Origin of the sequence: Micromonospora sp. DT15, from assembly GCF_049841475.1 — a bacterium.
In the GTDB taxonomy this organism is placed as follows: domain Bacteria; phylum Actinomycetota; class Actinomycetes; order Mycobacteriales; family Micromonosporaceae; genus Micromonospora.
Genome location: NZ_JBNCKJ010000016.1, coordinates 84,802 through 106,028, shown reverse-complemented (window position 1 = coordinate 106,028; position 21,227 = coordinate 84,802). Strand labels below are relative to the sequence as shown.

Genomic DNA, 21,227 nt, shown 5'->3' with positions numbered 1-21,227 from the left:
CGGGACGGTACGCCGGCGACGGGGAGGCACGCGGTGGATCAGCGACCGGTACGGAATCGGACCGGTCGAGGCGTACGCGCCCTGGCCCGTCGACTGCTCGGACGGGTCGAGGGCGACTCCCCCAACCTCCGCCGCTCCAACCCGGACGCCGTGGTCGACTGCGCCGTCTACCTCAAGGGCCGCCGGGAACCCGGTCAACCGCACTACGCCGACGCGTACGCCCGGGCGCGGCACGGCCGCGACGCCTTCGTGTGGCTGGGACTGCACGATCCCGGCCCGGCGGTGCTCGCCGCAGTCGGCCAGACCTTCGGCCTCGACGAACTGACAGTCGAACAGGCGCTCGCTGACGGGCACCGGCCCACCGTGCAGCGCCACGGGCCGGTCACGCTGCTGGTCCTGCGCACCGCCGGGTACGTGGAGCACGACGAGCTGACCGAGACCTCCGAGGTGATCGACACCGGGGACGTCATGGTGCTGCTCGGTGACCGCTTCGCCATCACGGTGCGGCACGGTGCCGCCGGGGCGCTGCGCAGCGTTCGCGCCGACATCGAGCGCCGCCCCGCGCTGCTGGCCGCCGGCCCGTGGGCGGTGGCGTACGCGGTCTGCGCCCGCATGGTCGACTCCTACCTGGAGGTGGCCGGCCACGTGGAACGGGACCTGGAGCGGGTCGAGGAGGCGGTGTTCGCCCGCGACCGCACCGCCGACATCCAGCACATCTACCAGCTCAAACGGGAGGTGGTGGAGTTCAAGCGCGCGGTACTGCCGTTGCAGGGGCCGATGCGTACGCTGCTCGAACCCGACGGCCCGCCGCGCGCCCTGCACCGCTGGTTCGTCGACGTCGACGGCCGGCTGAGCCGGGCGGTGGACCGGGTGGCCGCGTACGACGACCTGCTCACCTCGATCGTCCAGTCGCGGCTGGCGCAGCTCGCCGTCGAGCAGAACAACGACATGCGCAAGATCGCCGCCTGGGCGGCCATCGCGGCCACCCAGACCGGCATCGCCGGCATCTACGGCATGAACTTCGACCACATGCCCGAGCTGGCCTGGCGCTACGGCTACGCCGGGGCGGTCGCCCTGATGGCGGCGGCGGCCCTGTTCCTGTACCGACTGTTCCGCCGCTCCGGCTGGCTGTGAGGTCGGTGGTCCGCCCGAGCTGACCGAGGGCTAACCTCGCGCGGGTGATGTGGCAGCGGTACGTGGCGATCGGCGACAGCACCACCGAAGGGCTCGACGACCCGGACGGCGTCGGTGGCTACCGGGGCTGGGCCGACCGGTTCGCCCTGGCGGTGGCCCGCGCCCAGGGCGGTCTGGAATACGCGAACCTGGCCATCCGGGGCCGGACCACCGCGTTGATCCGCGCCGAGCAGCTCCAGCCCGCCCTCGACCTGGCCCCCGACCTGGCCACCGTGGTCGCCGGCATGAACGACGTGCTGCGCCCCTCCTTCGACGCGGATCAGGTCGCCGGGGATGTCGCGGCGATGCAGCAGGCACTGGTCGACCAGGGGGCCACGGTGCTCACCTTCACGATGCCGGATCCGGCGCCCGTGATGCCGTTGGCCCGGCCGCTGCGTGGTCGCATGCTGGCGCTCAACGAGGCGCTGCGGGCCGCCACCGCACAGACCGGCGCCACCCTCCTCGACCTGGGCGCCCACCCGGTCTCCTCCGATCCCCGGCTGTGGAGCGACGACCGGCTGCACGCCAACAGCGCCGGGCACGAGCGCATCGCCGCCGCACTGGCGTACACGGCGGGTCTGCCCGGGTTCGACGACTCCTGGACGCAGCCGTTGCCACCGGCACCCCGGCGGCGCCGCGGCGAGGTGTTCGGCGCCGAGCTGGCCTGGACCCGCCGGCACCTGCTGCCCTGGCTGGCCCGGCACCTGCGGGGCCAGTCGTCGGGCGACCACCGGGTGGCCAAGCGCCCGGTGCCGCTGCCGGTGCCGCTGGACTAGGCCCTGGGTGCGAGTCGTCGGTCGAGCCGAGGCAGGGTCCAGACGGCGGCCAGCCAGGGCTCTGACGCAGGCCCCGGAGCGGGTGCGGCAGGATGGCGACGTGGGTAAGGGTGCGGGACGTCGGCGGGCGAACGCGACAACGGGACGGGCGTGCCCGTGCGGTTCCGGCCGGGCGTACACGGACTGCTGCGCGCCGGCGCACGGCGGCGACGCCCCGGCAACGGCCGAGGCGTTGATGCGCTCCCGGTTCAGCGCCTTCGCCCTCGGCGACTCGGGTTACCTGCTGCGCAGCTGGCACTCCTCGACCCGGCCCGCCTCCCTGGAGCTTGACCCGGGGCAGCGGTGGACCCGACTGGAGATCGTGGAGACCGAGCGGGGCGGCCTGCTCGACACCGCCGGCACTGTGACCTTCCACGCCCACTACCGGGACGCGGGCCGGCCCGGCACGTTGACCGAACACAGCCGGTTCGTCCGCGAGGACGGCCGGTGGGTCTACCTCGACGGTGACCAACCCTGACGGGTGCGCGTCCGCACCGCCACCGCGCAGCTTCCGGGCCGACTGGGCCGGGGCCCCACCAGGATCGTCGTCGGCATCGACGCCGTCGGCGAGTCGAAGGCCCGGGTCAACGTCCTGCACGAGAAGCTGACCGGAGCCGAGCAGGCCGCGGAGCTGAAGGTGTTGCTCGAGACGGACGGAGACCACCGATGACCATGACATTCATCAACCTGCCGGTGCGCGACCTGACCACCGCGACCGAGTTCTACCGGGCGATCGGCTTCACCAGCGACCAGGCCCAGCCGGACGGCGACAGCACCGTGCTCACCATCTCCGACACCACCCGGCTGGTGCTGCACCTCCGCTCGGGTTTCGAGGCGTACACGGGTGTCGCCGCCACGGACACGGCGACCAGCCGCGAGGTGATCGTCGGGCTGTCGGCGTCGAGCCGGGGGCAGGTCGACGAACTGGTCGACAAGGTGGTGGTCGCCGGTGGGGAGTCGCTGGGGCCGGGGATGGCCAACGGGCCGATGTACATGCGCGGCTTCCGGGACCTCGACGGGCACCAGTGGTCGTTCCTGCACATGGCCGGCTGAGCGTGCGGCCCGGCGGCGGCCCGCGGAGGCCGCCGCCGGGCCCCGGTCAGTCCGGGCCGCCCGGCACCGCCGCAGCCACCGCGGTGGGCACTGTCGTCCAATGCCGGCGGCGGGTCAGCAGCACCAGCGCCACCACGAGGTACGCCCCGGCGGTCAGCGCGAACGCCACCGCGTTGCCGGCCGCCGTGGCGAGCAGGCCGTAGGCGGCGTACGTCACGATGATCAGCACGTCCGTGGCCATCCCGGCCAGGGAGGTGACGGTGGCCCGGCTGCTGCCGACGATCCGGGCCTGGAGCCGCGCGTCGGCCAGCACTGTGGCCAACTGCGCGGCGCCGAACGCCACCGCGAGCAGCACGAACCCCGCCGGGTGCCGCAACAGGGCGCCTGCGGCGAGCGCGACGCCGACCAGCCCCACCAGCGCGGCGTAACCTCGGCTGCCCAGCCGCTCCCCCGCCGGGGCGAGCAGCCCACCGACTGTGACTCCGGCCCAGAGCAGCAGAAGCAGCAGGGGTACGGTCTGCGCCCCGACGCCGGTGTCCAGGGCGAGCAGCGGGGTGTACTCGTCCAGGGCGCCCCAGTCGGCGGCGACCACGGCCACCAGCAGCACGGCGGCCCGTACCGGCGGACGGGTGCGGACCTGCGAGACCCCGGCCCGCAGCGTGTCCCACCACCCCAGGTCACCATCGTCGTCCGGGCTCACGGGTTCGTCCTGCCGGGGTGGTGCGGCACCCACCGGCCGGACGGCCGCCGCCGGCTCGGCGACCGGAACGCCGACGGCGGCGGGCGCGCGGTGTTCCGGGAAGCGGGTGGCGACGATCGCGGCGAGCAGGCAGGCGAGCACGCTGGCCGCGCCGACCACCGGATACCCGCCGACGGCGAGCACCGGACCGGCGAGCACTCCGGAGACCACCACGCCCAGCACGCCCGCCGTCCGCGCCCGCCCGAGCACCCGGGCGTACCGGTCGACAGCGCCGAGCCGGTCCAACTCGGTCCAGACCAACGCCTCCAGCGCACCGGAGACCAGTGCGCCGCCAGCGCCCCAGAGCAGGAAGCCGACAGCGAAGGCAGGGTACGACGGCAGCAGCACCCAGAGCGCGAAACCGGCGGCGGCCACCAGCGGGGCGAGGCACAGCAACAGTCGGCGGGACAGCACGTCGGCCCAGGCGCCGGAGGGCACCTCGAACAGGATTCCGGCGGCGGACCAGATGACGAAGAGCGACGCGATCTGCCCCACCGACAGCCCGGTGTCGGCGAAGAACACCACGTACAGGGGGTAGAGCAGGACCAGGTCACTGAGGAACGCGTACCCGTAGAGGGTCGCCGTCAGCCGACGGACCGCCGGCTCGGGCACGCGCGAAGCGATGAGGGTCATGGGGCCTTCCCGTGGGAGTGGAGACGGACACCGGACGTGCGGTGACCGTGGTGGCCCACGGGATCGGCAGACGCTGCTGGATCAATGTCGCCAGGTCATGCCCGCGATGCTAGACAACCGGCGCGGCGTCGGCCAGCGCTTTCGGCGCGCCGAGCAGCGCGAACCGGGCCGGGTGGGCGGGACGGGGCGGGAGGGGGCGTGGCGTGGCGGACAACGAGAGGCGGGGCGGGACCGAATCGGTCCCCCCCGCCGCCGTACCGCTGGTGTCAGCGCCGGTCGAGCGGCGGAATGACGGTGGTGCTCTCGCTGTCGTCGCTGGTGCGCTGGCCGGGCACCGCGCGATCGGTGCCGCCCGTGACCACCTGGGTGGTGTCGGAGTCGACGCCGGTGCCCACCGCCTGCGTCACGTCCGAATCGGCCGAGCCGCTGACCACCTGGGTCGTGTGGTCGGTCGCTGAGGGCCGGGCCGGCGTCGGCGTCGGGTCGTCGACGGCGCTGCGGTTGACCGCCTGGGTGGTGTCGGAGCTGACCGGGAAGTGGACGACCTGGGTGGCCTCCGGGTCGGTGGGCCGGGTCACCACCTGGGTGGCGTCGGCGTCGGTGGGCCGGGTCACCACCTGGGTGGCCTCCGCGTCGCTGGTGGTGGCCGACCGGCGGGCCAGCGCGGCCTCGGCGTCGCGGCGACTGGCCCGGTACGCCTGGGCGTGCTCGGCGATCAGCTGCGACTCCCGCTCGGCGCGGGTCAGCCACGACTCCCAACGGCTCTGCATCGGACGGATCAGACCGCCGCCGACACCGACGACGAGGATGCCGCCGATGGTGGCCAGCACGGCGATCAGCACGGGAGTGGTGACCGCGGTGGCCACGCCGATCTGGTTCAGCGCCGCGATGACGCCGAGGCCGAGGATGAACACCGAGGCGATGGTGGCCAGCACCCGGCCGTACGACAGGCCGCCGAGCGCGCCGCTGATGATGTCCTTGACCGCGTTGGCGATGGCGGCGGCGACCACGACGATGACGATCGCGACGAAGGCGCGAGGCAGCCACGCGATCACCGCGCCGAGAAGGTCGGAGATCGGGTTCGGGCCCCAGATGCCGAAGGCGAGCTGAAGGGTGAACAGCAGCACCGCGTAGTAGACGAGCTTCGCGACGATGTCACTGGCGTCGTACCGGGAGCGGCTCAACGCGCGGCGGATGCCGCCGCGTTCGACGGCGCGGTCGAAGCCCACCCGTTCGAGGACCTTCTCCACGATCTTCAGTACGGCCTTGGCGATCAGCCATCCGGCCACCAGGATCGCCAGGAAGGCGACGGCCTTGGGCAGGAAGAGCATCACCGAGCGGAGAGCGTCGCCCACCGCGTCGCTGACGTTGTCACTCATCTGGTCATTCCTTAAATGGGGCAGCCGGAACGGTCCGCCCCGACCTACCCCCGACCCGACACGCGGAAACACAAGTGATCATCAGGCCCTGTCGGCCCTCTAGCGCGCGGGCGAGTTTTGGCAATATTCTCCGGAGTGCGTGCGGCCACTGGAGCTACTTTTCATCCCCCCGCCGTCGGCCGCAGGAGGAGATGCAATGCACGTCGACCATTCCGAAGTGGATCGCCGGACGCTGCTGCGGGCCGGTCTCGGCGCCGCCACGGTCGCCGTCGTCGGGAGCGAACTCGCCTTCCCGGGCGCGGCGCAGGCCGCGCCGGGCACCGACCTGGACTGGATCATCAGCTGTGACGAGTGGGCCGCCCGCCCGCCGAAGGACCCGCTGTCGGTGAGCGCCATCGCCACCAACAAGATCATCGTGCACCACATGGCGTTCCCGAACGTCACCGACTACTCCCGTGAGCAGGCGGTCAAGCTGGCCCACGACTGCCAGGACCTGCACATGGACGGCAACGGCTGGTCGGATACCGGCCAGCACTTCACGGTGAGCCGTGGCGGGTACGTACTGGAGGGCCGCCGGGGCAGCCTGGAGCGCCTCGAAGCCGGCGACCGGCAGATGATCTCGGCGCACTGTCCGGGTGAGAACGGCCGGGCCATCGGCATCGAGAACGAGGGCACCTACGTCACCGAGACGCCACCGGACGCGTTGACCGACTCGCTGGTCAAGCTCTGCGTCGCGATCTGCCGGCAGTACGGGCTGCACGCGTACGACATCTTCGGCCACTGGGACTTCCGCACCACCGAGTGCCCGGGCGCCGCCTTCTACCGACAGTTCCCCGAGTTGCGGCGGCGGGTGCACGCCGCGCTGGGCACCAAACTCGGTGACGTGCCGGCGCGCCGCTGGCCGGACCTGTGGCGTTTCGTCAACTCCCCCTCGGTGCGGGTGGTGCAGCACCTGCTCGCCTACCGCGGCTACCCGGTGATCGTCAGCGGCACGTTCGACGCCGCGACAGTGGCGGCGGTGCAGGACTGGCAGGCCCGCAACGGCATCGCGGTCGACGTGGACGCCACCCTCACCACGCCGACCTGGGAGACGCTCGCGCCGGAGTTGGACCAGCACGCCGCCGGAGCGCCGGTCACCGCCGTGCAGGAAATCCTCGCCACCAAGGGGTACGCGGTCACCGTCACCGGGGCGTACGACCACGCCACCCGCACTGCGGTGCAGGACCTGCAGGCGCTGCACGGGCTGCCCCGCAACGGCAAGCTCAGTACGAGCACGTGGTGCACTGTCGTCGGCGGGTCGGTCCGCGAGTCGTTCCGGCACCGCTGAGCCCGTGGTGGTGGTGCGGGGGCGCACCCGCACCGCCACCAGCACGCTCACCGGTTTGATCCGCCGCCCCGGCGGAAAGAGTTGCGGCATGACCTGGGCCCGTCGAGCCGTACCCGCCGCCGCCGCCGCCGTCGCGGCACTCGCCGCGCGGGATCTGATCCAGCGCGACCACGCGCTGCTGCGCAACTTCCCGGTCCTCGGCCGGGCCCGCTACCTGTTGGAGACGATCGGGCCGGAGCTTCGGCAGTACATCGTGGCCGGCAACAACGAGGAACGGCCCTTCACCCGCGACCAGCGCCGCTGGGTGTACGCGTCGGCCAAGCAGGAGAACAACTACTTCGGTTTCGGCACCGACAACGACATCGAATACAGCGCCGGGTACCCGATCATCAAGCACCGCACGTTCGGTCGTGCCGTGCCGCCGTCGGCACCGACCGCCGGGCACGACGTACGGGTGCCCTGCGCGAAGGTGCTCGGCGCGGCACGGGGACGGGCCCGGGCGTTCCGACCGGAGTCGGTCGTCAACATCTCCGGAATGAGCTTCGGCTCGCTCTCCGGCAACGCCATCACCGCGCTCAACAAGGGAGCGGCCCTCGCCGGCTGCCTGCAGAACACCGGCGAGGGCGGTCTGTCGCCGTACCATCGCAACGGTGGTGAGCTGGTCTTCCAACTCGGCACCGCGTACTTCGGCTGCCGGGACGAGCACGGCCGGTTCAGCCTCGACCGGCTCAAGGACCTGGTCGCCGGCGCACCGGTGCGGGCGCTGGAGATCAAGCTGAGCCAGGGCGCCAAGCCGAGCCTCGGTGGGCTGCTGCCCGGGGCGAAGGTGTCCGCCGAGATCGCCGCCACCCGGGGCATCCCGGCCGGTCAGGACTGCGTCAGCCCGTCCCGGCACGCCGATTTCTCCGACTGCGACAGCCTGCTCGACTGGGTGGAGTTGCTGGCCGCCGAGACGGGCCTGCCGGTCGGCATCAAGTCGGCGGTCGGTGACCTGAGCTTCTGGGAGGAGCTGGCCACCCTCATGCGGGACACCGGCCGGGGTGTGGACTTCGTGACGATCGACGGCGGCGAGGGAGGCACCGGGGCCGCACCACTGATCTTCACCGACTCGGTGTCGCTCCCGTTCCAGCAGGGCTTCTCCCGGGTCTACAAGATCTTCGCCGAGTACGGTCTGCACGAGCAGGTGGTCTTCGTCGGCGGCGGCAAGCTCGGCCTGCCGGACAACGCCATCGTCGCGTTCGCGCTCGGCTGCGACATGGTCAACGTCGGCAGGGAGGCGATGCTGGCGGTCGGCTGCATCCAGGCGCAGAAGTGCCACACCGACACCTGCCCCACCGGCGTCGCCACCCAGAACGCGTGGCTCGCCCGTGGGCTGGACCCGGCGTTGAAGTCGGTCCGGGCGGCCAACTACCTGCGGACGCTACGCCGGGACCTGACCAAGGTCGCCGAGGCCTGCGGCGTCGAACACCCCGGCCTGATCGGCACCGACGCCGTGGAGATCCTGGACGGCCGCACCGCCTCAACCCCACTGCACCAGGTGTACGGCTACCGACCGGAATGGGGACTGCCCTCGCCCGCCGACCAGGCGGAGATCATCCGCCTGATGGTCCCGGAGGCACGCCAGGGCGGCAGCGCCCCGCCCTCCGCCACTGCCGTCGGTTGAGATCACGCCCGACCCGCCGGCGAGGGCCGCAGGCGCGGAGCAGAGAAGTACCGGGCCCGGGATCGCGGATCGCGGATCGCGGATCGCGGATCGCGGATCGCGGATCGCGGATCGCGGATCGCGGATCGCGGATCGCGATGAGCTTGATGACTGGGCGACATCATGATGACTCACAGACATCAACCGCTTCCCCGCTATGTCCGCGAGCCGCTCGCCACCCACCACGACCGCCAGCCACGACGACCGCCGGCAGATCGGTGCCGGCGATAAACGCGTGGAGCCGGCAACTCACCGCGTCTATGGTGGCGCGGTGCTGATCAGACGCGAGACACCCGCCGACGTCGACGCGATTCGCGCGGTGCACTCCGCGGCCTTCGCCAAGGCCGATGGCGGTGACGGCGTACCGGTCGAGGCGACCCTCGTCGACGCGCTGCGCGCCGACGAGGGCTGGCTGCCCGCGTACTCCCTGGTGGCGACCGATTCGGACGGCCAGGTGGTCGGGCACGTGGTGGCCACCCGCGGCCGGGTGGGCGGCGCGCCGGTGGCGTTGGGCCTGGGGCCGCTGGGCGTGTTGCCCGACTGGCAGCGACGCGGTGTTGGCAGCGCGCTGATGCACGCGGTCCTTGGCGCGGCGGACGCGCGGGACGAACCGCTGGTGGTCCTGCTCGGGCATCCCGACTACTACCCGCGCTTCGGGTTCCGGCCGGCCGTCGAGCTGGGCGTCACCCCACCGCAGCCGTGGGGGCCGCAGTACTTCATGGCTCGGCCGATGCACGCGTGGCGCGAGTCCATCCGGGGCGAGTTCCGCTACGCCGGCCCGTTCGACGACCTGTGAACCGGCCCGCCATCCGTCGGCGGCGCGCCACCGACCTGGACGGTTGCGTCGCGGCGCTCGCCGAGGTCCACCGGGTCGACGCGTACCCGCTGAACTGGCCCGTCGACCCGCACCGCTGGCTGCGCGAGCCGCACCCGGCGCGGGCCTGGGTCGCCGTCGACGCCGCCGCGGCCGTTGTCGGACACGTCGCTGTGCATCGGATCCCCGGTCAGGTGGACGGGCCGCCCGCCCGGCCGACGGCTGAGGTGGCTCGTCTCTTCGTGGTGCCGAGAGCCCGGGGGTTGGCGCTGGGCAGCGCGCTGCTGGACCGGGCCCGCCAGTGGGCGGGCAAACGCGGGACGGACCTGGTGCTGGAGTTGGCCGCCGACGGCGCTGCGGCCGCCGCTCTGTACGAGCGCGCGGGATGGCGGTGTGTCGGCACCAGCACGGCTCCATGGACCGCTCCCGACGGCGGCCCGGTGTCGCTGCGCCACTACACGCTGCGGCACCGCGCGTCGGGCTCCGACGTCGCACCCGCCAGCACGGCGAGGCGACGGGCGAGCCGGCCTGCGGCCTCGCGCAGCTCGGGAGGCTCCAGCACCTCCATCTCGTGATCCAGGCGGGCGAGGTGCGCGGCGAGCCAGTCCAGGCTGTCGCCGCCGACGACCAGCACCGACCATCCGTCGCTGTCGTCCTCGACCCGCCCCACCTGTGGTGGGATCACCTCCCGCAACCGCTCCGGTTGGGCGTGCACCCGCACCCGGGCGAGGTATCGGTACGGTGCCCCGGTCACGGCGCGCTGCACGAAGGCGACCGGATCCGGGTGTTCGCGCGCCGGGAAACGCCAGGTCGTCGCGACCGCTGTCCGGATCCGATCCAGCCGGAACGTCCGCCAGTCGGCGCGGTCGACGTCCCAGGCCATCAGATACCAGCGGCGGCCGGTCGTGACCATCCGGATCGGCTCGACCGACCGCTCCTGCTCACCAGCGCCCCGGCCGGGATAGTGGAATCGGACGCGTACCCCGTCCCGACAGGCGCAGGCGAGTGTCACCAGCAGTTCCGCGTCGATCTCGGCGACCGGGCCGATGAGGGTGTCGGTGGCACCGTGCACCGCCCGGACCTCGGCGCGGAGCCGCGATGGCATCACCTGATCGAGCTTCGCGAGTGCCCGCAACGCGGCCTCGCTCGCTCCGGCGACAGTGCCCCCGGCGGCGAGCCGCAGGGACACCGCCGTGGCGATTGCCTCCTCGTCGTCGAGGAGCAGCGGCGGCAGCCGGGTGCCGGCGCCGAGTCGGTAGCCGCCGCCGACGCCCGACACCGCGTGCACCGGGTAGCCGAGCGCCCGCAGACGCTGCACGTCGCGGCGCACGCAACGGCCGGTGACCCCCAGCTCCGCGGCCAGTTCGGGAGCCGTCCAGGACAGTCGTCGTTGCAGCAGCGCCAGCAGGCGCAGCACCCGCTCGGTCGTCGCCTCGACGGTCACGCGTCGATCGTTGCACGGATAGCGGAACAGCCCTGTCCGCTATCCGCGAGAGGCTGGGATCATGACCGACCAGACCAGGAAGCAGGGATCCGCCGTGATCCGCGACGTCCAGATCACGTTCGACTGCGCCGACCCGGCGAGGTTGGCCACCTTCTGGGCCGAGACGCTCGGCTACCAGGTACAAGCCCCACCCGGAGACTTCGAGTCCTGGGATCAGGCGCTGGAGGCGATGGGTGTGCCGCCGGAGAACCGCAACGACGCGTCAGCGGTGGTCGACCCCGAGGGCTCGCGACCACGGCTGTTCTTTCAGCGGGTGCCGGAGCACAAGCAGGTGAAGAACCGCGTCCACCTCGACGTCCGCGCGGCCCCCGGGCTGGAGGGTGACGAGCGGATGGCGGCCCTGGAGGCCGAGGCCGAACGGCTCGTCTCGCATGGCGCCAAGCGACTCGATCGGCACGAGCCCACTCCCCCGTTGGGCGCCGGTCATCTCATCATGGCCGACCCGGAGGGCAATGAGTTCTGCCTCGACTGACGGGGCGTCTGCCCAGCTCACCGCCGCACCAGGCCGGCGTCATGCGAACATGTGTACGTGTCGCCCGGCGCCAGCATCCTGCACGCCGACCTGGACGCGTTCTACGCGTCGGTCGAGCAGCGCGACGACCCGCGCCTGCGCGGGCGACCGGTGATCGTCGGTGGTGGCGTGGTGCTCGCGGCCAGCTACGAGGCGAAGGCGCGGGGCGTCCGCAGCGCGATGGGCGGCCAGCAGGCGCGTCGGCTCTGTCCGGACGCGATCGTCGTGCCGCCGCGGATGTCGGCGTACACGGCGGCGAGCCGCGCGGTCTTCGAGATCTTCCGGGAGACCACACCGCTGGTCGAAGGGCTCTCCATCGACGAGGCGTTTCTCGACGTGGGGGGTCTGCGGCGGCTGGTCGGGCCACCGGCCGAGATCGCCGAACGACTACGCCGGGAGGTCCGCGACCGGGTCCACCTGCCGATCACCGTGGGCGTGGCCCGCACGAAGTTCCTGGCCAAGGTGGCCAGCGGCGTGGCGAAACCGGACGGCCTGCTGGTGGTCGCACCGGACGCCGAGCTGGCGTTTCTGCACCCGCTGCCGGTGGAACGGCTCTGGGGCGTCGGCCCGGTCACGGCCGCCAAGCTGCGCGAACGCCGGATCCGTACCGTCGGGGAGGTGGCCCGCCTCGGGGAGGCCGCGCTGGTGTCGCTGCTCGGTGCGGGCGCCGGCCGGCATCTGCACGCGTTGGCGCACAATCGCGACCCCCGGGCGGTGCAGGTGGGGCGGCGGCGCGGTTCGATGGGCGCGCAGCACGCGCTCAGTCGTGCCCCGCACGCCTCCACCGAGCTGGACGCCATCCTCGCCGGCCTGGTCGACCGGGTCAGCCGGCGGATGCGGGCGGCCGGGCGGTCCGGCCGCACCGTGGTGTTGCGGCTGCGCTTCGGCGACTACACCCGGGCGACCCGGTCGCACACGGTGCGTAAGGCGACGGCGGACACGACGCCGCTACTCGCCGCCGCGCGGGCGCTACTGCGCGCGGCGCTGCCCGAGATCGATCGCCGTGGCATCACGCTGATCGGTGTCTCCGTGGGCAACCTCGACGACAACCCGATCCAGCCTGAACTGCCGTTCCAGCCGGACCCCGGGTCCGATCTGGACGTTGCGGTCGACGCGGTTCGCGACCGATTCGGATCAGCGGCGCTCACGCGTGCGGTGTTGCTCGGTCGGGAGCCGGGCGTGGAGATGCCGCTTCTGCCGGACTGACCGATAAGCGTGCGGCGTCCACGGCCGAGCTGCGATCAGAGACACATCACAGCAGGTCGGCGGTTTAGCCAGCGGCTGACGGGTGACCCTTGAGGGGTACAGCCTGACGAGGGGGGCCACCATGTCCGACGACACCAGCAACCGACCGAGTCGCACCGCCGAGCGCCCGCACGACGTGACCGACCCGCTGCTGTGGCAGTTGGCGATCGATGTGTTGAGCGCACACGAGCCGGACGACGAGGACCAGTGCCGCAACCTCCAGTGCGCCGGGCAGGCCTGGCCGTGCGCGGCCCGCACCGGGGCCGAGCACTCGCTGCGACTGGCGCGCGGCGCCTCCGCCTCGGTCGAGGGGACCATTGACGGAACCGACAGCGACGACGCCGACACGGATGGGCGTCGCGAGGCGGCGGTACCGGCTCCCCGGTGGGGCTGGAACGCCGGCCCGGTGGCATCGCACCGGGGGTCGAAGGCGTCCGCTTCGGCGGCATGACCCCGACCTGCGTACCGAACCGCACACGCGGGAACGCTCGGCCGGTGATCCGGCCGAGCGTTCGCAATTGACGTTCGAGCAGGAATTCGTAGATCGATGGTCGCGATGCTTCGGGCCCCGACCTGGGACACTCTCGGGTACGCGCAGCACCGCGCGGGGCGACCGGCGGAGGCGGTCGGCGGCGTTGCGCCTCCTCGACGACCTCGGGCACCCGGACGCGGAGCGCATCCGTCGTCGGCTCACGGACGCCGACCGGCCGTGACCGGCCGGCGGCTCCCCACGACAGCGACGACCAGCAGGATCACTGACAGGAACGGAAACCAGTCTCCCGTACGCGAATAGACGGTGCGCCACCCTGCCGTCGGCGCGGCGCTGACCAACAGCTCAGCGTCGCCGGCGGTGGTCTCACCCAGCATCCTGCCGCCGGGGTCGGTGACCGTCGGACGGCCGAACGCCGCGGCCCGCACCACGACGAGGCCGTTCTCCACGCCCCGGACCAGCGCCATCCGACCGTGCAGCCAGCCATCGGAGGTGAAGTCCAGGGCGGGAACGAGCAGCACCGAGGCGCCCTGCGCCCGATACCGCCGGACCAGGCCGGGATAGTCGAGGTCCTTGCAGATCGCCACGCCGAACCGCCCCTCGACGAGCACCTCGCCGTCACCCGGCGTCAGCCAGTCTTCCAGGCCCGGGATGAGATGCTGCTTCTCGTACGTCGCGACGGTCCCACCGGGTTCGAGTACCAGCGCGACGTTGCTCGCCCTGCCGGCCCGTTGCCGCACCGCGCCGACGACGACCTGAGCGTCGGCTTGGCGGAGCGCGGCCACGAGCACTGGCATCGTCGTGTCCGACACGGCGAACACCTTCTCCGGCAGCACGACGATCCGTGCCCCACGGGCCACCAGACCTTCGACCCGCGCGGCGTAACGGGTGAGCAGGTCACGGCCGGGCGGCTCGTCGATCGGGAGCCCGTCCTCGGGTTGCCGCAGGGCCACCAGGCCGACGGTCACCCGCTCGGTCGGGTCGGGGGAACGGCTCAGCGACCAGGCCGACCACCCGCCGGCGCCGAGCAGGAGGACGAGCAGGCAGGTCAGGGCGGGGCGTGTGCTGGCGCGCAGGGCGGCGAGGGCGATCGGGACGGCGAGCAGCAGGTAGGTGACGCCCCAGACTCCGGTGAGCGCGGTCAGCTGGATGACCGGACGGACGTCGGCCTGGGTGTAGGCGAGGCTCCACCAGGCGCCGTGCGGCAGCAAGCGGGACGCGGCGTACTCCCCCAGCACCCAGAGCGACGGCACCGCGAGGACGGCGAGGACCGTTCGTCCGCGCAGCAGCAGTGCGCGGGCGAGCAGGACCGTTCCGGTCGCCAAACCGACGCCGAGCAGGACCACACCGGCGACCACGGGGACCGGTAGTCGCAGGGTGCCGAGGTAATAGCCGAGCACACCGCCCTGACCGATCGACCAGGCGAGGGCGGTCGCGCAGAGCGCGGTCCGCGGGCGTACCCGCGTCGAGGCGAGGATCAGCGGAAGCGGGGCGAGCCAGGTCAGCGCGGGGACAGGGTGCAACCCGGTGCCACCGAACCAGAGCAGGCCACTGAGGAGCGTGGCGAGGATCGTCATCATGTGTCGAGCGTGTGGCGCGGGCGGCCGGGACGGATCGCCCGGTGAGCCGGGATCGATCTGGTCCCGTGGAGGGAGGCGTCGGCGCGCCGGGCCGGACGATACTGCGGACGTGAAGCGGTACGTCAATCTCGCCGTCACCGTCGCCGCGGTCGCCGCGACGGTGCTGCCCGCCCTGCTCGGCGGGCCACGTGCCTGGTGGGTGCTTCCGCTCGCGGTCGCGTCGTCGGTGCCGGTGCTGTGGCGGGACCGGGCGTTGCTTTGGGTCGCCCTCGTCGTGGGCGTCGCCACGACCGTCTCGGCCTCGCTCGGCGCTCCCCCACTGCTGCCGGTCGGACCGCTGGTCTGCCTCTACACGTTCGCGGCGCGCGCCTCCCTGCCGATCCGCCTGCTCGGCGTCGCGCTCACCGCCGCCGGCCTGCTGGTCTCGCTGCTCTACCCCCGCCCGGACGTGGAGGTGCTGCGTTACCTGTCGGTGGCCTACCTCTTCGCGTACGCGTTGGGCACCAGCACCCGGGCCCGCCGAACCCAGGCCGCGGTCCTCGCCGAACGTGATCGTCGCGTCGCCGGTGAACGGACGGCGGCGGTGCTGCGCGAGCGCACCCGCATCGCCCGCGACCTGCACGACATCCTGACCCACGCGGTCGGTGTCATGATCGTCCAGGCGGAGGCGGGTCCGCTGCTGGTCCGCCACCAACCGGATCGCGCCGATGCCACGTTCGCCACGATCGCCGCCACCGGCAGGGACGCGGTCGTTCAGCTCCGCCGCGCGGTCGGCAGCCTGTACGAACCCGCCGACCAACCACTCGACCAGCCGGGTCTGGACCATCTTTCCGTCCTCGTCGAGCGGGTCCGCGCCGCCGGCCTCGACGCGGTGCTCACCGTCTCGCCGTCCGGAGGTGCCGTCGCGCCACCGCCCCCGGACGTCGGGGTGGCCGCCTACCGGATCGTGCAGGAGTCCCTCACCAACGTGGTGCGGCATGCCGGGGCACGATCGGTGCGCGTGCGACTGGACCACGCGGCGAACTCGCTGACGGTGTCGGTCACCGATGACGGCCGCGGCCACCAGGCGTCCGAGACCAGCCGGCCCGGGTACGGGATCGTCGGCATGCGCGAGCGCGCCCACGCCTGCGGCGGCACTCTGCGCACCGGCCCGGCCTCCGACGGTCGCGGCTTCACGGTGACCGCCACGCTGCCGCTGCCGGCACCGGCGGTGGTCTGATGGTGCGGGTCGTGCTCGCCGATGACCAGGATCTGTTCCGGGCGGGATTCGCCACCATCCTCGGCGCCGAGCCGGACATCGAGGTGGTCGCCGAGGCCGCCGATGGCGCGGCGGCCGTGCGGGCCGCCCGCGAACACGGTCCCGACGTCGTCCTGATGGACATGCGAATGCCCGTCCTCGACGGTGTCGCCGCGACCCGCCAGGTCTGCGCGCTCACCCCGAGCCGGGTCCTCGCCCTGACCATGTTCGACAGCGACGACTACCTGTACGCGGCCCTGCGGGCCGGGGCGAGCGGCTTCCTGCTCAAGGACGCTCCCCGAGCCGACCTGGTGAACGCGGTCCGTGTGGTCGCGGCCGGGGACGCGCTGCTCGCTCCCGCCGTGACCGCCCGGGTGATCGGCGAACTGCACCGGCGCGGCCATCCGGACCCGGCCCGGGCCGCCGCGGTGACCGCCCTGACCGCCCGGGAGACGGACGTGCTGCGCCTGATCGCGGCTGGTCTGTCCAACGCCGAGATCGCCGCCCACCACCACCTCAGCGAGCACACGGTGAAGACGCATGTCGGCAACCTGCTCACCAAACTGCACCTGCGCGATCGCGCTCAGGCGGTGATGATCGCCTACGAGTCGGGCCTGGTGATTCCCGGCCAGTGACGGGGCCGGCCGGCGGGCCCGCTGCTCGGGCGGGCCGCCGGCCGGGGGTATTCCCGTTACAGGGTGCGCGCCAGCCGATCGGCGAGCGTCCGGGTGAAGCGGGCCGGGTCGGTCAGCTCACCGCCCTCGGCGAGCACCGCCAGGCCGTAGAGCAGCTCGGCGGTCTCGGTCAGAGCGGCGGTGTCGCTGCCCTGCTCGTGGGCCTTGCGCAGCCCGGACACCAGCGGGTGACCGGGGTTGATCTCCAGGATCCGCTTGGTGGTGGGAATCTCGTGCCCCATCGCCCGGTACATCTTCTCCAGGGTCGGGGTGAGGTCGTGGGCGTCGCCGACGACGCAGGCCGGTGAGGTGGTCAGCCGCGACGACAGGCGGACCTCCCGGACGCTGTCGGTGAGGGTGGTCCCCAGCCAGTCGAGCAGCCCGGCGAACTCCTGTCGCTGCTGCTCGCGCTCGGCCTCGGCCTGCTGCTTCTCCTCGTCGGTGTCCAGGTCGATCTCGCCCTTGGCGATCGAGCGCAGTGGGCGACCGTCGTACGTGCCGACCCGCTCGACCCACACCTCGTCGACCTGGTCGGTGAGGAGCAGCACCTCGTGCCCCTTGGCCCGGAACGCCTCCAGGTGCGGAGAGTTCTCGATCGCGGCCCGGGACTCGCCGGTGGCGTACCAGATGTCGGTCTGGCCGTCCTTCATCCGCGACACGTAGCCGGCCAGGTCGGTGGGCTCGTCCGGGTCGTTGGTGGAGTTCACCGACAGGATGTCCAGCAGGGTGTCCCGGTTGTCGGTGTCGTCGATCAGCCCTTCCTTGACCACGGCGCCGAACTCGGTCCAGAAGGTGCGGTAGCGCTCGGCGTGGTTGGCCTTGAGGTCCTTGACCGTGGCGAGGACCTTCTTGACCAGCCGGCGGCGGACGATCTGGATCTGCCGGTCCTGCTGGAGGATCTCCCGGGAGATGTTCAGCGACAGGTCGTGCGCGTCGACCACGCCCTTGACGAAGCGAAGGTAGGTCGGGACCAGCGCCTCGCAGTCGTCCATGATGAAGACGCGCTTGACGTAGAGCTGGACGCCCCGGCGGCCCTGCGGGGAGAACAGGTCCAGTGGGGCGTGGCTGGGCAGGAAGAGCAGCGCCTCGTACTCGAAGGTGCCCTCGCCCTTCATGTGCACGACCTCGAGCGGGTCGGCCCAGTCGTGGCTGACGTGCTTGTAGAACTCGTTGTACTCGGCGGCGTCGACCTCGTCGCGGGGCCGCGCCCAGAGGGCCTTCATCGAGTTGAGGGTCTGCACCTCGCTGGTGGCGGGCTCACCCTCGGCGCCGGGGCGCTCGACTGTCATTCGGATCGGCCAGGCGATGAAGTCGGAGTAGCGCTTGACGATCTCGCGGACGGTCCACTCGGCGGTGTAGTCGTGCAGGTTGTCCTCGGTGTCGGCCGGCTTGAGGTGCAGCGTCACAGTGGTGCCCTGCGGCGCCTCGTCGACCGCCTCGATCGAGTAGGTGCCCTCGCCGGTGGACTCCCAGCGGGTGCCGCCGGTCTCGCCGGCCTTGCGGGTCAGCAGGGTGACCCGGTCGGCGACCATGAACGCGGCGTAGAAACCGACGCCGAACTGCCCGATGAGGTCCTGCTTGGCGTGGGCGTCGGCGGACTCGCGCAGTTGGCGCAGCAGCTCGGCGGTGCCCGACTTGGCGATCGTGCCGATCAGCGTGACGACCTCGTCGCGGGTCATCCCGATGCCGTTGTCGCGCACGGTGAGGGTGCGGGCGTCGCGGTCGATCTCCAGGGCGACGTGCAGGTCGTCGGTGTCGGCGACGAGGTCCTTGTCGACGAGAGTGGCAAGCCGGAGCTTGTCCAGGGCGTCGGACGCGTTCGAGATGAGTTCCCGCAGGAAGACGTCCTTGTTCGAATAGATCGAATGGACCACCAACTGGAGGAGCTGACGCGCCTCGGCCTGGAACTCCAACGTTTCGGCCTGGTTGCTCACACCGTCTCCCATCTCGGCTCGTACGGAGGTTCGCGGAAAGGATACGAGTCGTCACGGGTTGGGGTGTGGGCGCGTCCGGGTCGTATTCCCGATCCCGTCGACCACCGCCGTGACATAGCTGACTTTGCTTAACAGAAGTCAGGCCGGATAGCGTGACGGCCATGAAGATCGCTGGAAGCACCGCCCTCGTCACCGGCGCCAACCGTGGCCTCGGCCGACACCTGGCCGCCGAACTCCTCACCCGGGGCGCCACCGTCTACGCCGGCGCCCGCAACCCCGACAGCGTCGACCTGCCCGGCGTGACGCCGGTCCGCCTCGACATCACCGACCCCGCCTCGGTGGCCGCCGCCGCCGAGCTGGCCGGCGGCGTGAACCTGCTGATCAACAACGCGGGCATCGACACCCGGACCGACCTGCTCGACGGCGACCTGGACCTCGTCCGGTTGGAGTTGGAGACCCACTACATCGGCACCCTGTCGACGATCCGGGCGTTCGCGCCGGTCATCGCCGGCAACGGCGGCGGAACCATCCTCAACGTGCTCTCCGTCCTGTCCTGGGTGAATTTTCCCCTGCACGGGTCGTACGGTGCCGCCAAGTCCGCCGAGTGGGCGATGACGAACGCGCTGCGCCTCCAGCTCGCCGAGCGGGACGTCCGCGTCGCCGGCCTGCACGTCGGATACCTGGACACCGACATGGCCGCGACCATCACCGGTCCCAAGTCTGACCCGGCCTTGATCGCCCGGCTCGCGGTCGACGGCATCGAGGCCGACGCCTACGAGATCGTGGCCGACGACGTCAGCCGGCGGGTGCAGGCCGGGTTCCCCGGCGGCGTCGCCGCGCTCTACCCACAGCTCCCCTGACCCACGACGTGACGGGCCGCCGCCGGACACTGCCGGCGGCGGCCCTTTTTCGGGGTACGCGATCAGCTCGCCACCAGCGTCACGTCGTCGATCACGAAGCTGGTCTGCAACGACGAGTCCTCGGTGCCGGTGAAGCGCAGCGTCACCGTCTGCCCGGCGAACCCTGCCACCGAGAAGCTGCGCTGGACGTAGCCGGACGCCCTGTTCAGATTCGAGTACGTCGCCAGCGTGGTCGACCCCAGTTGCACGGTGAGCCGGTCGTACACCGTTGAGCTGGTGGTCTCGGCCGTGTCGATGTGCAGCCAGAAGGACAGCGTGTAGCTGGCGCACCCGGCCGGCAGTGTCACCGACTGCGTCAGGCTCTCGGTGCCGCTGCTGCCGTTGCCGTTGAGCCACGCCTTGTACGACCCGGTCCGGGCCGGCTGGGCACTGGCAGTGGTGATCACGCCGGAGGACGCGGTCCACGTCGTGTTGCCGCTCTCGAAGCCACCGTTGCCGACCACCTGGCCGCCGGTGCAGGACGGGGTGCCGCCGCCCACGGCGAGCTGCCACAGCGCGTACGCGACCCCGTCGGCCGCCCGGTTCAGCACCGTGGCGCTGACGTTGGCGGTGGTGTCGCAGGACCGGTGGTAGCACGGGTCGTACGCGGAGTTGGCGGTGCCGCCCCACTTGGCCGCCTGGGAGCTGGTCTTGCGGGCGCTGGCCCCGGCGGCGTAGCCCGAGGTGGGGATGCCGGCCTGCTGGAAGTAGTAGTCGTCGGAGCGGCCCTGACCCTCGACGTTCTCCTCCGGTTGCAGGCCCAACGAGTCCCAGTACGCCTTCAGCGGCGCCGCAGTGGTCGAGGTGACCCGGTTGATGAAGTAGCCGCCGTTTGTCGAGCCGACCATGTCGAAGTTGTAGTAACCCTTGATGTAACCGCGCTGGGTGGTGTTGAGCGAGTTGACGTAGAACCGGGAGCCGTTGAGCCCCTGCTCCTCGTCGGTCCACCAGGCGAACCGCACCTTCTTCGTCATCGTCGGGTTCTGCGCGGCCAGGACCAGTGCGTTCTCCAGCAGGGTCGACGAGCCGGTGGCGTTGTCGTTGATGCCCGGACCGGCCGAGACGCCGTCCAGGTGCGCGCCGAACATGACCACCTGGTCGGTCGGGCCGCCGGGCCACTCGGCGATCAGGTTGTTCGAGGGGTACGTGCAGCTGGAGCAGTACTGCTCGCTGACGGTGTAGCCGGCCGACTGGAGCCTGGTCTTGACGTAGTTGAGCGAGGCGGTGTAGCCGGCCGAGCCAGCCCGTCGGTTGCCACCGTTGCTGGTGGCGATGCTGTTGAACTGGGTCAGGTGCGCCTGGACGTTGGTGACGGAGATGTCCGGTGCGGCCAACGCGGCGGCGGTCGAGGCGATCGGCCGGGCCTCCGTCATCGTGGTCATGGGCGACGCGGCTACCGGCTGGGCAGCCAGCGTCACCGTCATTCCGGCGAACACGGCAAGCGCGATTCCCGCGCTCAGCGTTCTGCCTCTCATGGGGGCTCCTCGGGGTTGGAGAGATACCCGAGACACTGACAGA

General features: G+C 71.9%; 20 protein-coding genes and 1 pseudogene. 15 read left to right on the top strand and 6 right to left on the bottom strand.

Annotated features, from left to right (window positions below):
- The first annotated feature begins 33 nt into the window (after positions 1-33).
- The 5 genes from ACLQ3F_RS29270 (at position 34) to ACLQ3F_RS29250 (ending at position 3,041) form a co-directional block, all read left to right on the top strand.
- On the top strand, positions 34-1,134 hold the full coding sequence (locus tag ACLQ3F_RS29270; protein ID WP_425852740.1) for a magnesium and cobalt transport protein CorA: 1,101 nt from the start codon (positions 34-36) through the stop codon (positions 1,132-1,134).
- A 47-nt stretch (positions 1,135-1,181) separates the two neighbouring features.
- Positions 1,182-1,949 (top strand): SGNH/GDSL hydrolase family protein, encoded by a 768-nt coding sequence (locus ACLQ3F_RS29265; RefSeq protein WP_425852799.1) that lies wholly within the window; start codon positions 1,182-1,184, stop codon positions 1,947-1,949.
- 100 nt (positions 1,950-2,049) lie between these two features.
- Positions 2,050-2,466: a YchJ family protein gene (locus ACLQ3F_RS29260; RefSeq protein WP_357234092.1), complete on the top strand. Its 417-nt coding sequence runs from the start codon at positions 2,050-2,052 to the stop codon at positions 2,464-2,466.
- A 3-nt stretch (positions 2,467-2,469) separates the two neighbouring features.
- Positions 2,470-2,658 carry a hypothetical protein gene (locus tag ACLQ3F_RS29255; RefSeq protein WP_425852738.1) on the top strand — a complete coding sequence of 63 codons (189 nt, stop codon included), beginning with the start codon at positions 2,470-2,472 and terminating at the stop codon, positions 2,656-2,658.
- Positions 2,655-3,041 (top strand): VOC family protein, encoded by a 387-nt coding sequence (locus ACLQ3F_RS29250; protein WP_425852737.1) that lies wholly within the window; start codon positions 2,655-2,657, stop codon positions 3,039-3,041. The genes ACLQ3F_RS29255 and ACLQ3F_RS29250 overlap by 4 nt, the downstream gene beginning before the upstream one ends.
- Before the next feature lie 46 nt (positions 3,042-3,087).
- Here ACLQ3F_RS29250 and ACLQ3F_RS29245 read toward each other — a convergent pair whose 3' ends face one another.
- Positions 3,088-4,413 carry an MFS transporter gene (locus ACLQ3F_RS29245; protein WP_425852735.1) on the bottom strand — a complete coding sequence of 442 codons (1,326 nt, stop codon included), beginning with the start codon at positions 4,411-4,413 and terminating at the stop codon, positions 3,088-3,090.
- A gap of 266 nt (positions 4,414-4,679) precedes the next feature.
- The gene (locus tag ACLQ3F_RS29240; protein ID WP_425852734.1) at positions 4,680-5,792 is read right to left on the bottom strand and encodes a mechanosensitive ion channel family protein; all 1,113 of its coding nucleotides are present in this window, start codon (positions 5,790-5,792) and stop codon (positions 4,680-4,682) included.
- A 196-nt stretch (positions 5,793-5,988) separates the two neighbouring features.
- Here ACLQ3F_RS29240 and ACLQ3F_RS29235 point away from each other — a divergent pair, with 196 nt between their 5' ends.
- From ACLQ3F_RS29235 to ACLQ3F_RS29220, 4 genes and pseudogenes are all read left to right on the top strand, one after another.
- On the top strand, positions 5,989-7,119 hold the full coding sequence (locus ACLQ3F_RS29235) for a peptidoglycan recognition protein family protein (RefSeq protein WP_357203735.1): 1,131 nt from the start codon (positions 5,989-5,991) through the stop codon (positions 7,117-7,119).
- 88 nt (positions 7,120-7,207) lie between these two features.
- Positions 7,208-8,782 (top strand): FMN-binding glutamate synthase family protein, encoded by a 1,575-nt coding sequence (locus ACLQ3F_RS29230; protein WP_425852732.1) that lies wholly within the window; start codon positions 7,208-7,210, stop codon positions 8,780-8,782.
- Positions 8,783-9,092: 310 nt separating this feature from the next.
- Positions 9,093-9,617 carry a GNAT family N-acetyltransferase gene (locus ACLQ3F_RS29225; RefSeq protein ID WP_357203739.1) on the top strand — a complete coding sequence of 175 codons (525 nt, stop codon included), beginning with the start codon at positions 9,093-9,095 and terminating at the stop codon, positions 9,615-9,617.
- A pseudogene (locus ACLQ3F_RS29220) lies at positions 9,521-10,015 on the top strand (GNAT family N-acetyltransferase); the annotation flags it as partial. The gene ACLQ3F_RS29225 and the pseudogene ACLQ3F_RS29220, both read left to right, overlap by 97 nt.
- A 74-nt stretch (positions 10,016-10,089) precedes the next feature.
- Here ACLQ3F_RS29220 and ACLQ3F_RS29215 read toward each other — a convergent pair.
- On the bottom strand, positions 10,090-11,079 hold the full coding sequence (locus ACLQ3F_RS29215; protein WP_425852730.1) for a helix-turn-helix transcriptional regulator: 990 nt from the start codon (positions 11,077-11,079) through the stop codon (positions 10,090-10,092).
- Between the two features lie 61 nt (positions 11,080-11,140).
- Between ACLQ3F_RS29215 and ACLQ3F_RS29210 the strand changes: the two genes are divergently transcribed.
- The 3 genes from ACLQ3F_RS29210 to ACLQ3F_RS29200 all read left to right on the top strand — a co-directional run bounded on the left by ACLQ3F_RS29210 (position 11,141) and on the right by ACLQ3F_RS29200 (position 13,346).
- Entirely contained in the window at positions 11,141-11,611 is a 471-nt protein-coding gene (locus ACLQ3F_RS29210) for a VOC family protein (protein ID WP_355009088.1), read from the top strand.
- A 57-nt stretch (positions 11,612-11,668) separates the two neighbouring features.
- Positions 11,669-12,856, top strand: a complete 1,188-nt coding sequence (gene dinB, locus ACLQ3F_RS29205) for a DNA polymerase IV (protein WP_425852727.1) — start codon at positions 11,669-11,671, stop codon at positions 12,854-12,856.
- 121 nt (positions 12,857-12,977) lie between these two features.
- The gene (locus tag ACLQ3F_RS29200) at positions 12,978-13,346 is read left to right on the top strand and encodes a hypothetical protein (RefSeq protein WP_425852726.1); all 369 of its coding nucleotides are present in this window, start codon (positions 12,978-12,980) and stop codon (positions 13,344-13,346) included.
- A 239-nt stretch (positions 13,347-13,585) separates the two neighbouring features.
- On the opposite strand, the gene ACLQ3F_RS29195 is transcribed toward ACLQ3F_RS29200, so the two are convergent.
- On the bottom strand, positions 13,586-14,965 hold the full coding sequence (locus tag ACLQ3F_RS29195) for a nitrilase-related carbon-nitrogen hydrolase (RefSeq protein ID WP_425852724.1): 1,380 nt from the start codon (positions 14,963-14,965) through the stop codon (positions 13,586-13,588).
- A gap of 109 nt (positions 14,966-15,074) precedes the next feature.
- Here ACLQ3F_RS29195 and ACLQ3F_RS29190 point away from each other — a divergent pair, with 109 nt between their 5' ends.
- Together ACLQ3F_RS29190 and ACLQ3F_RS29185 are read left to right on the top strand one after the other, a co-directional pair.
- Positions 15,075-16,184: a sensor histidine kinase gene (locus ACLQ3F_RS29190; RefSeq protein WP_425852722.1), complete on the top strand. Its 1,110-nt coding sequence runs from the start codon at positions 15,075-15,077 to the stop codon at positions 16,182-16,184.
- Positions 16,184-16,837 carry a response regulator gene (locus tag ACLQ3F_RS29185; RefSeq protein ID WP_425852720.1) on the top strand — a complete coding sequence of 218 codons (654 nt, stop codon included), beginning with the start codon at positions 16,184-16,186 and terminating at the stop codon, positions 16,835-16,837. Before ACLQ3F_RS29190 ends, ACLQ3F_RS29185 begins: the two co-directional genes overlap by 1 nt.
- 56 nt (positions 16,838-16,893) lie before the next feature.
- Here the strand turns inward: ACLQ3F_RS29185 and htpG are convergent, their stop codons facing one another.
- Positions 16,894-18,822, bottom strand: a complete 1,929-nt coding sequence (gene htpG / locus ACLQ3F_RS29180; RefSeq protein WP_396796606.1) for a molecular chaperone HtpG — start codon at positions 18,820-18,822, stop codon at positions 16,894-16,896.
- Between the two features lie 149 nt (positions 18,823-18,971).
- Between htpG and ACLQ3F_RS29175 the strand changes: the two genes are divergently transcribed.
- Positions 18,972-19,670: an SDR family oxidoreductase gene (locus ACLQ3F_RS29175; RefSeq protein WP_425852718.1), complete on the top strand. Its 699-nt coding sequence runs from the start codon at positions 18,972-18,974 to the stop codon at positions 19,668-19,670.
- A gap of 62 nt (positions 19,671-19,732) precedes the next feature.
- On the opposite strand, the gene ACLQ3F_RS29170 is transcribed toward ACLQ3F_RS29175, so the two are convergent.
- On the bottom strand, positions 19,733-21,184 hold the full coding sequence (locus ACLQ3F_RS29170) for a M28 family peptidase (protein ID WP_425852716.1): 1,452 nt from the start codon (positions 21,182-21,184) through the stop codon (positions 19,733-19,735).
- Positions 21,185-21,227: the final 43 nt, after the last annotated feature.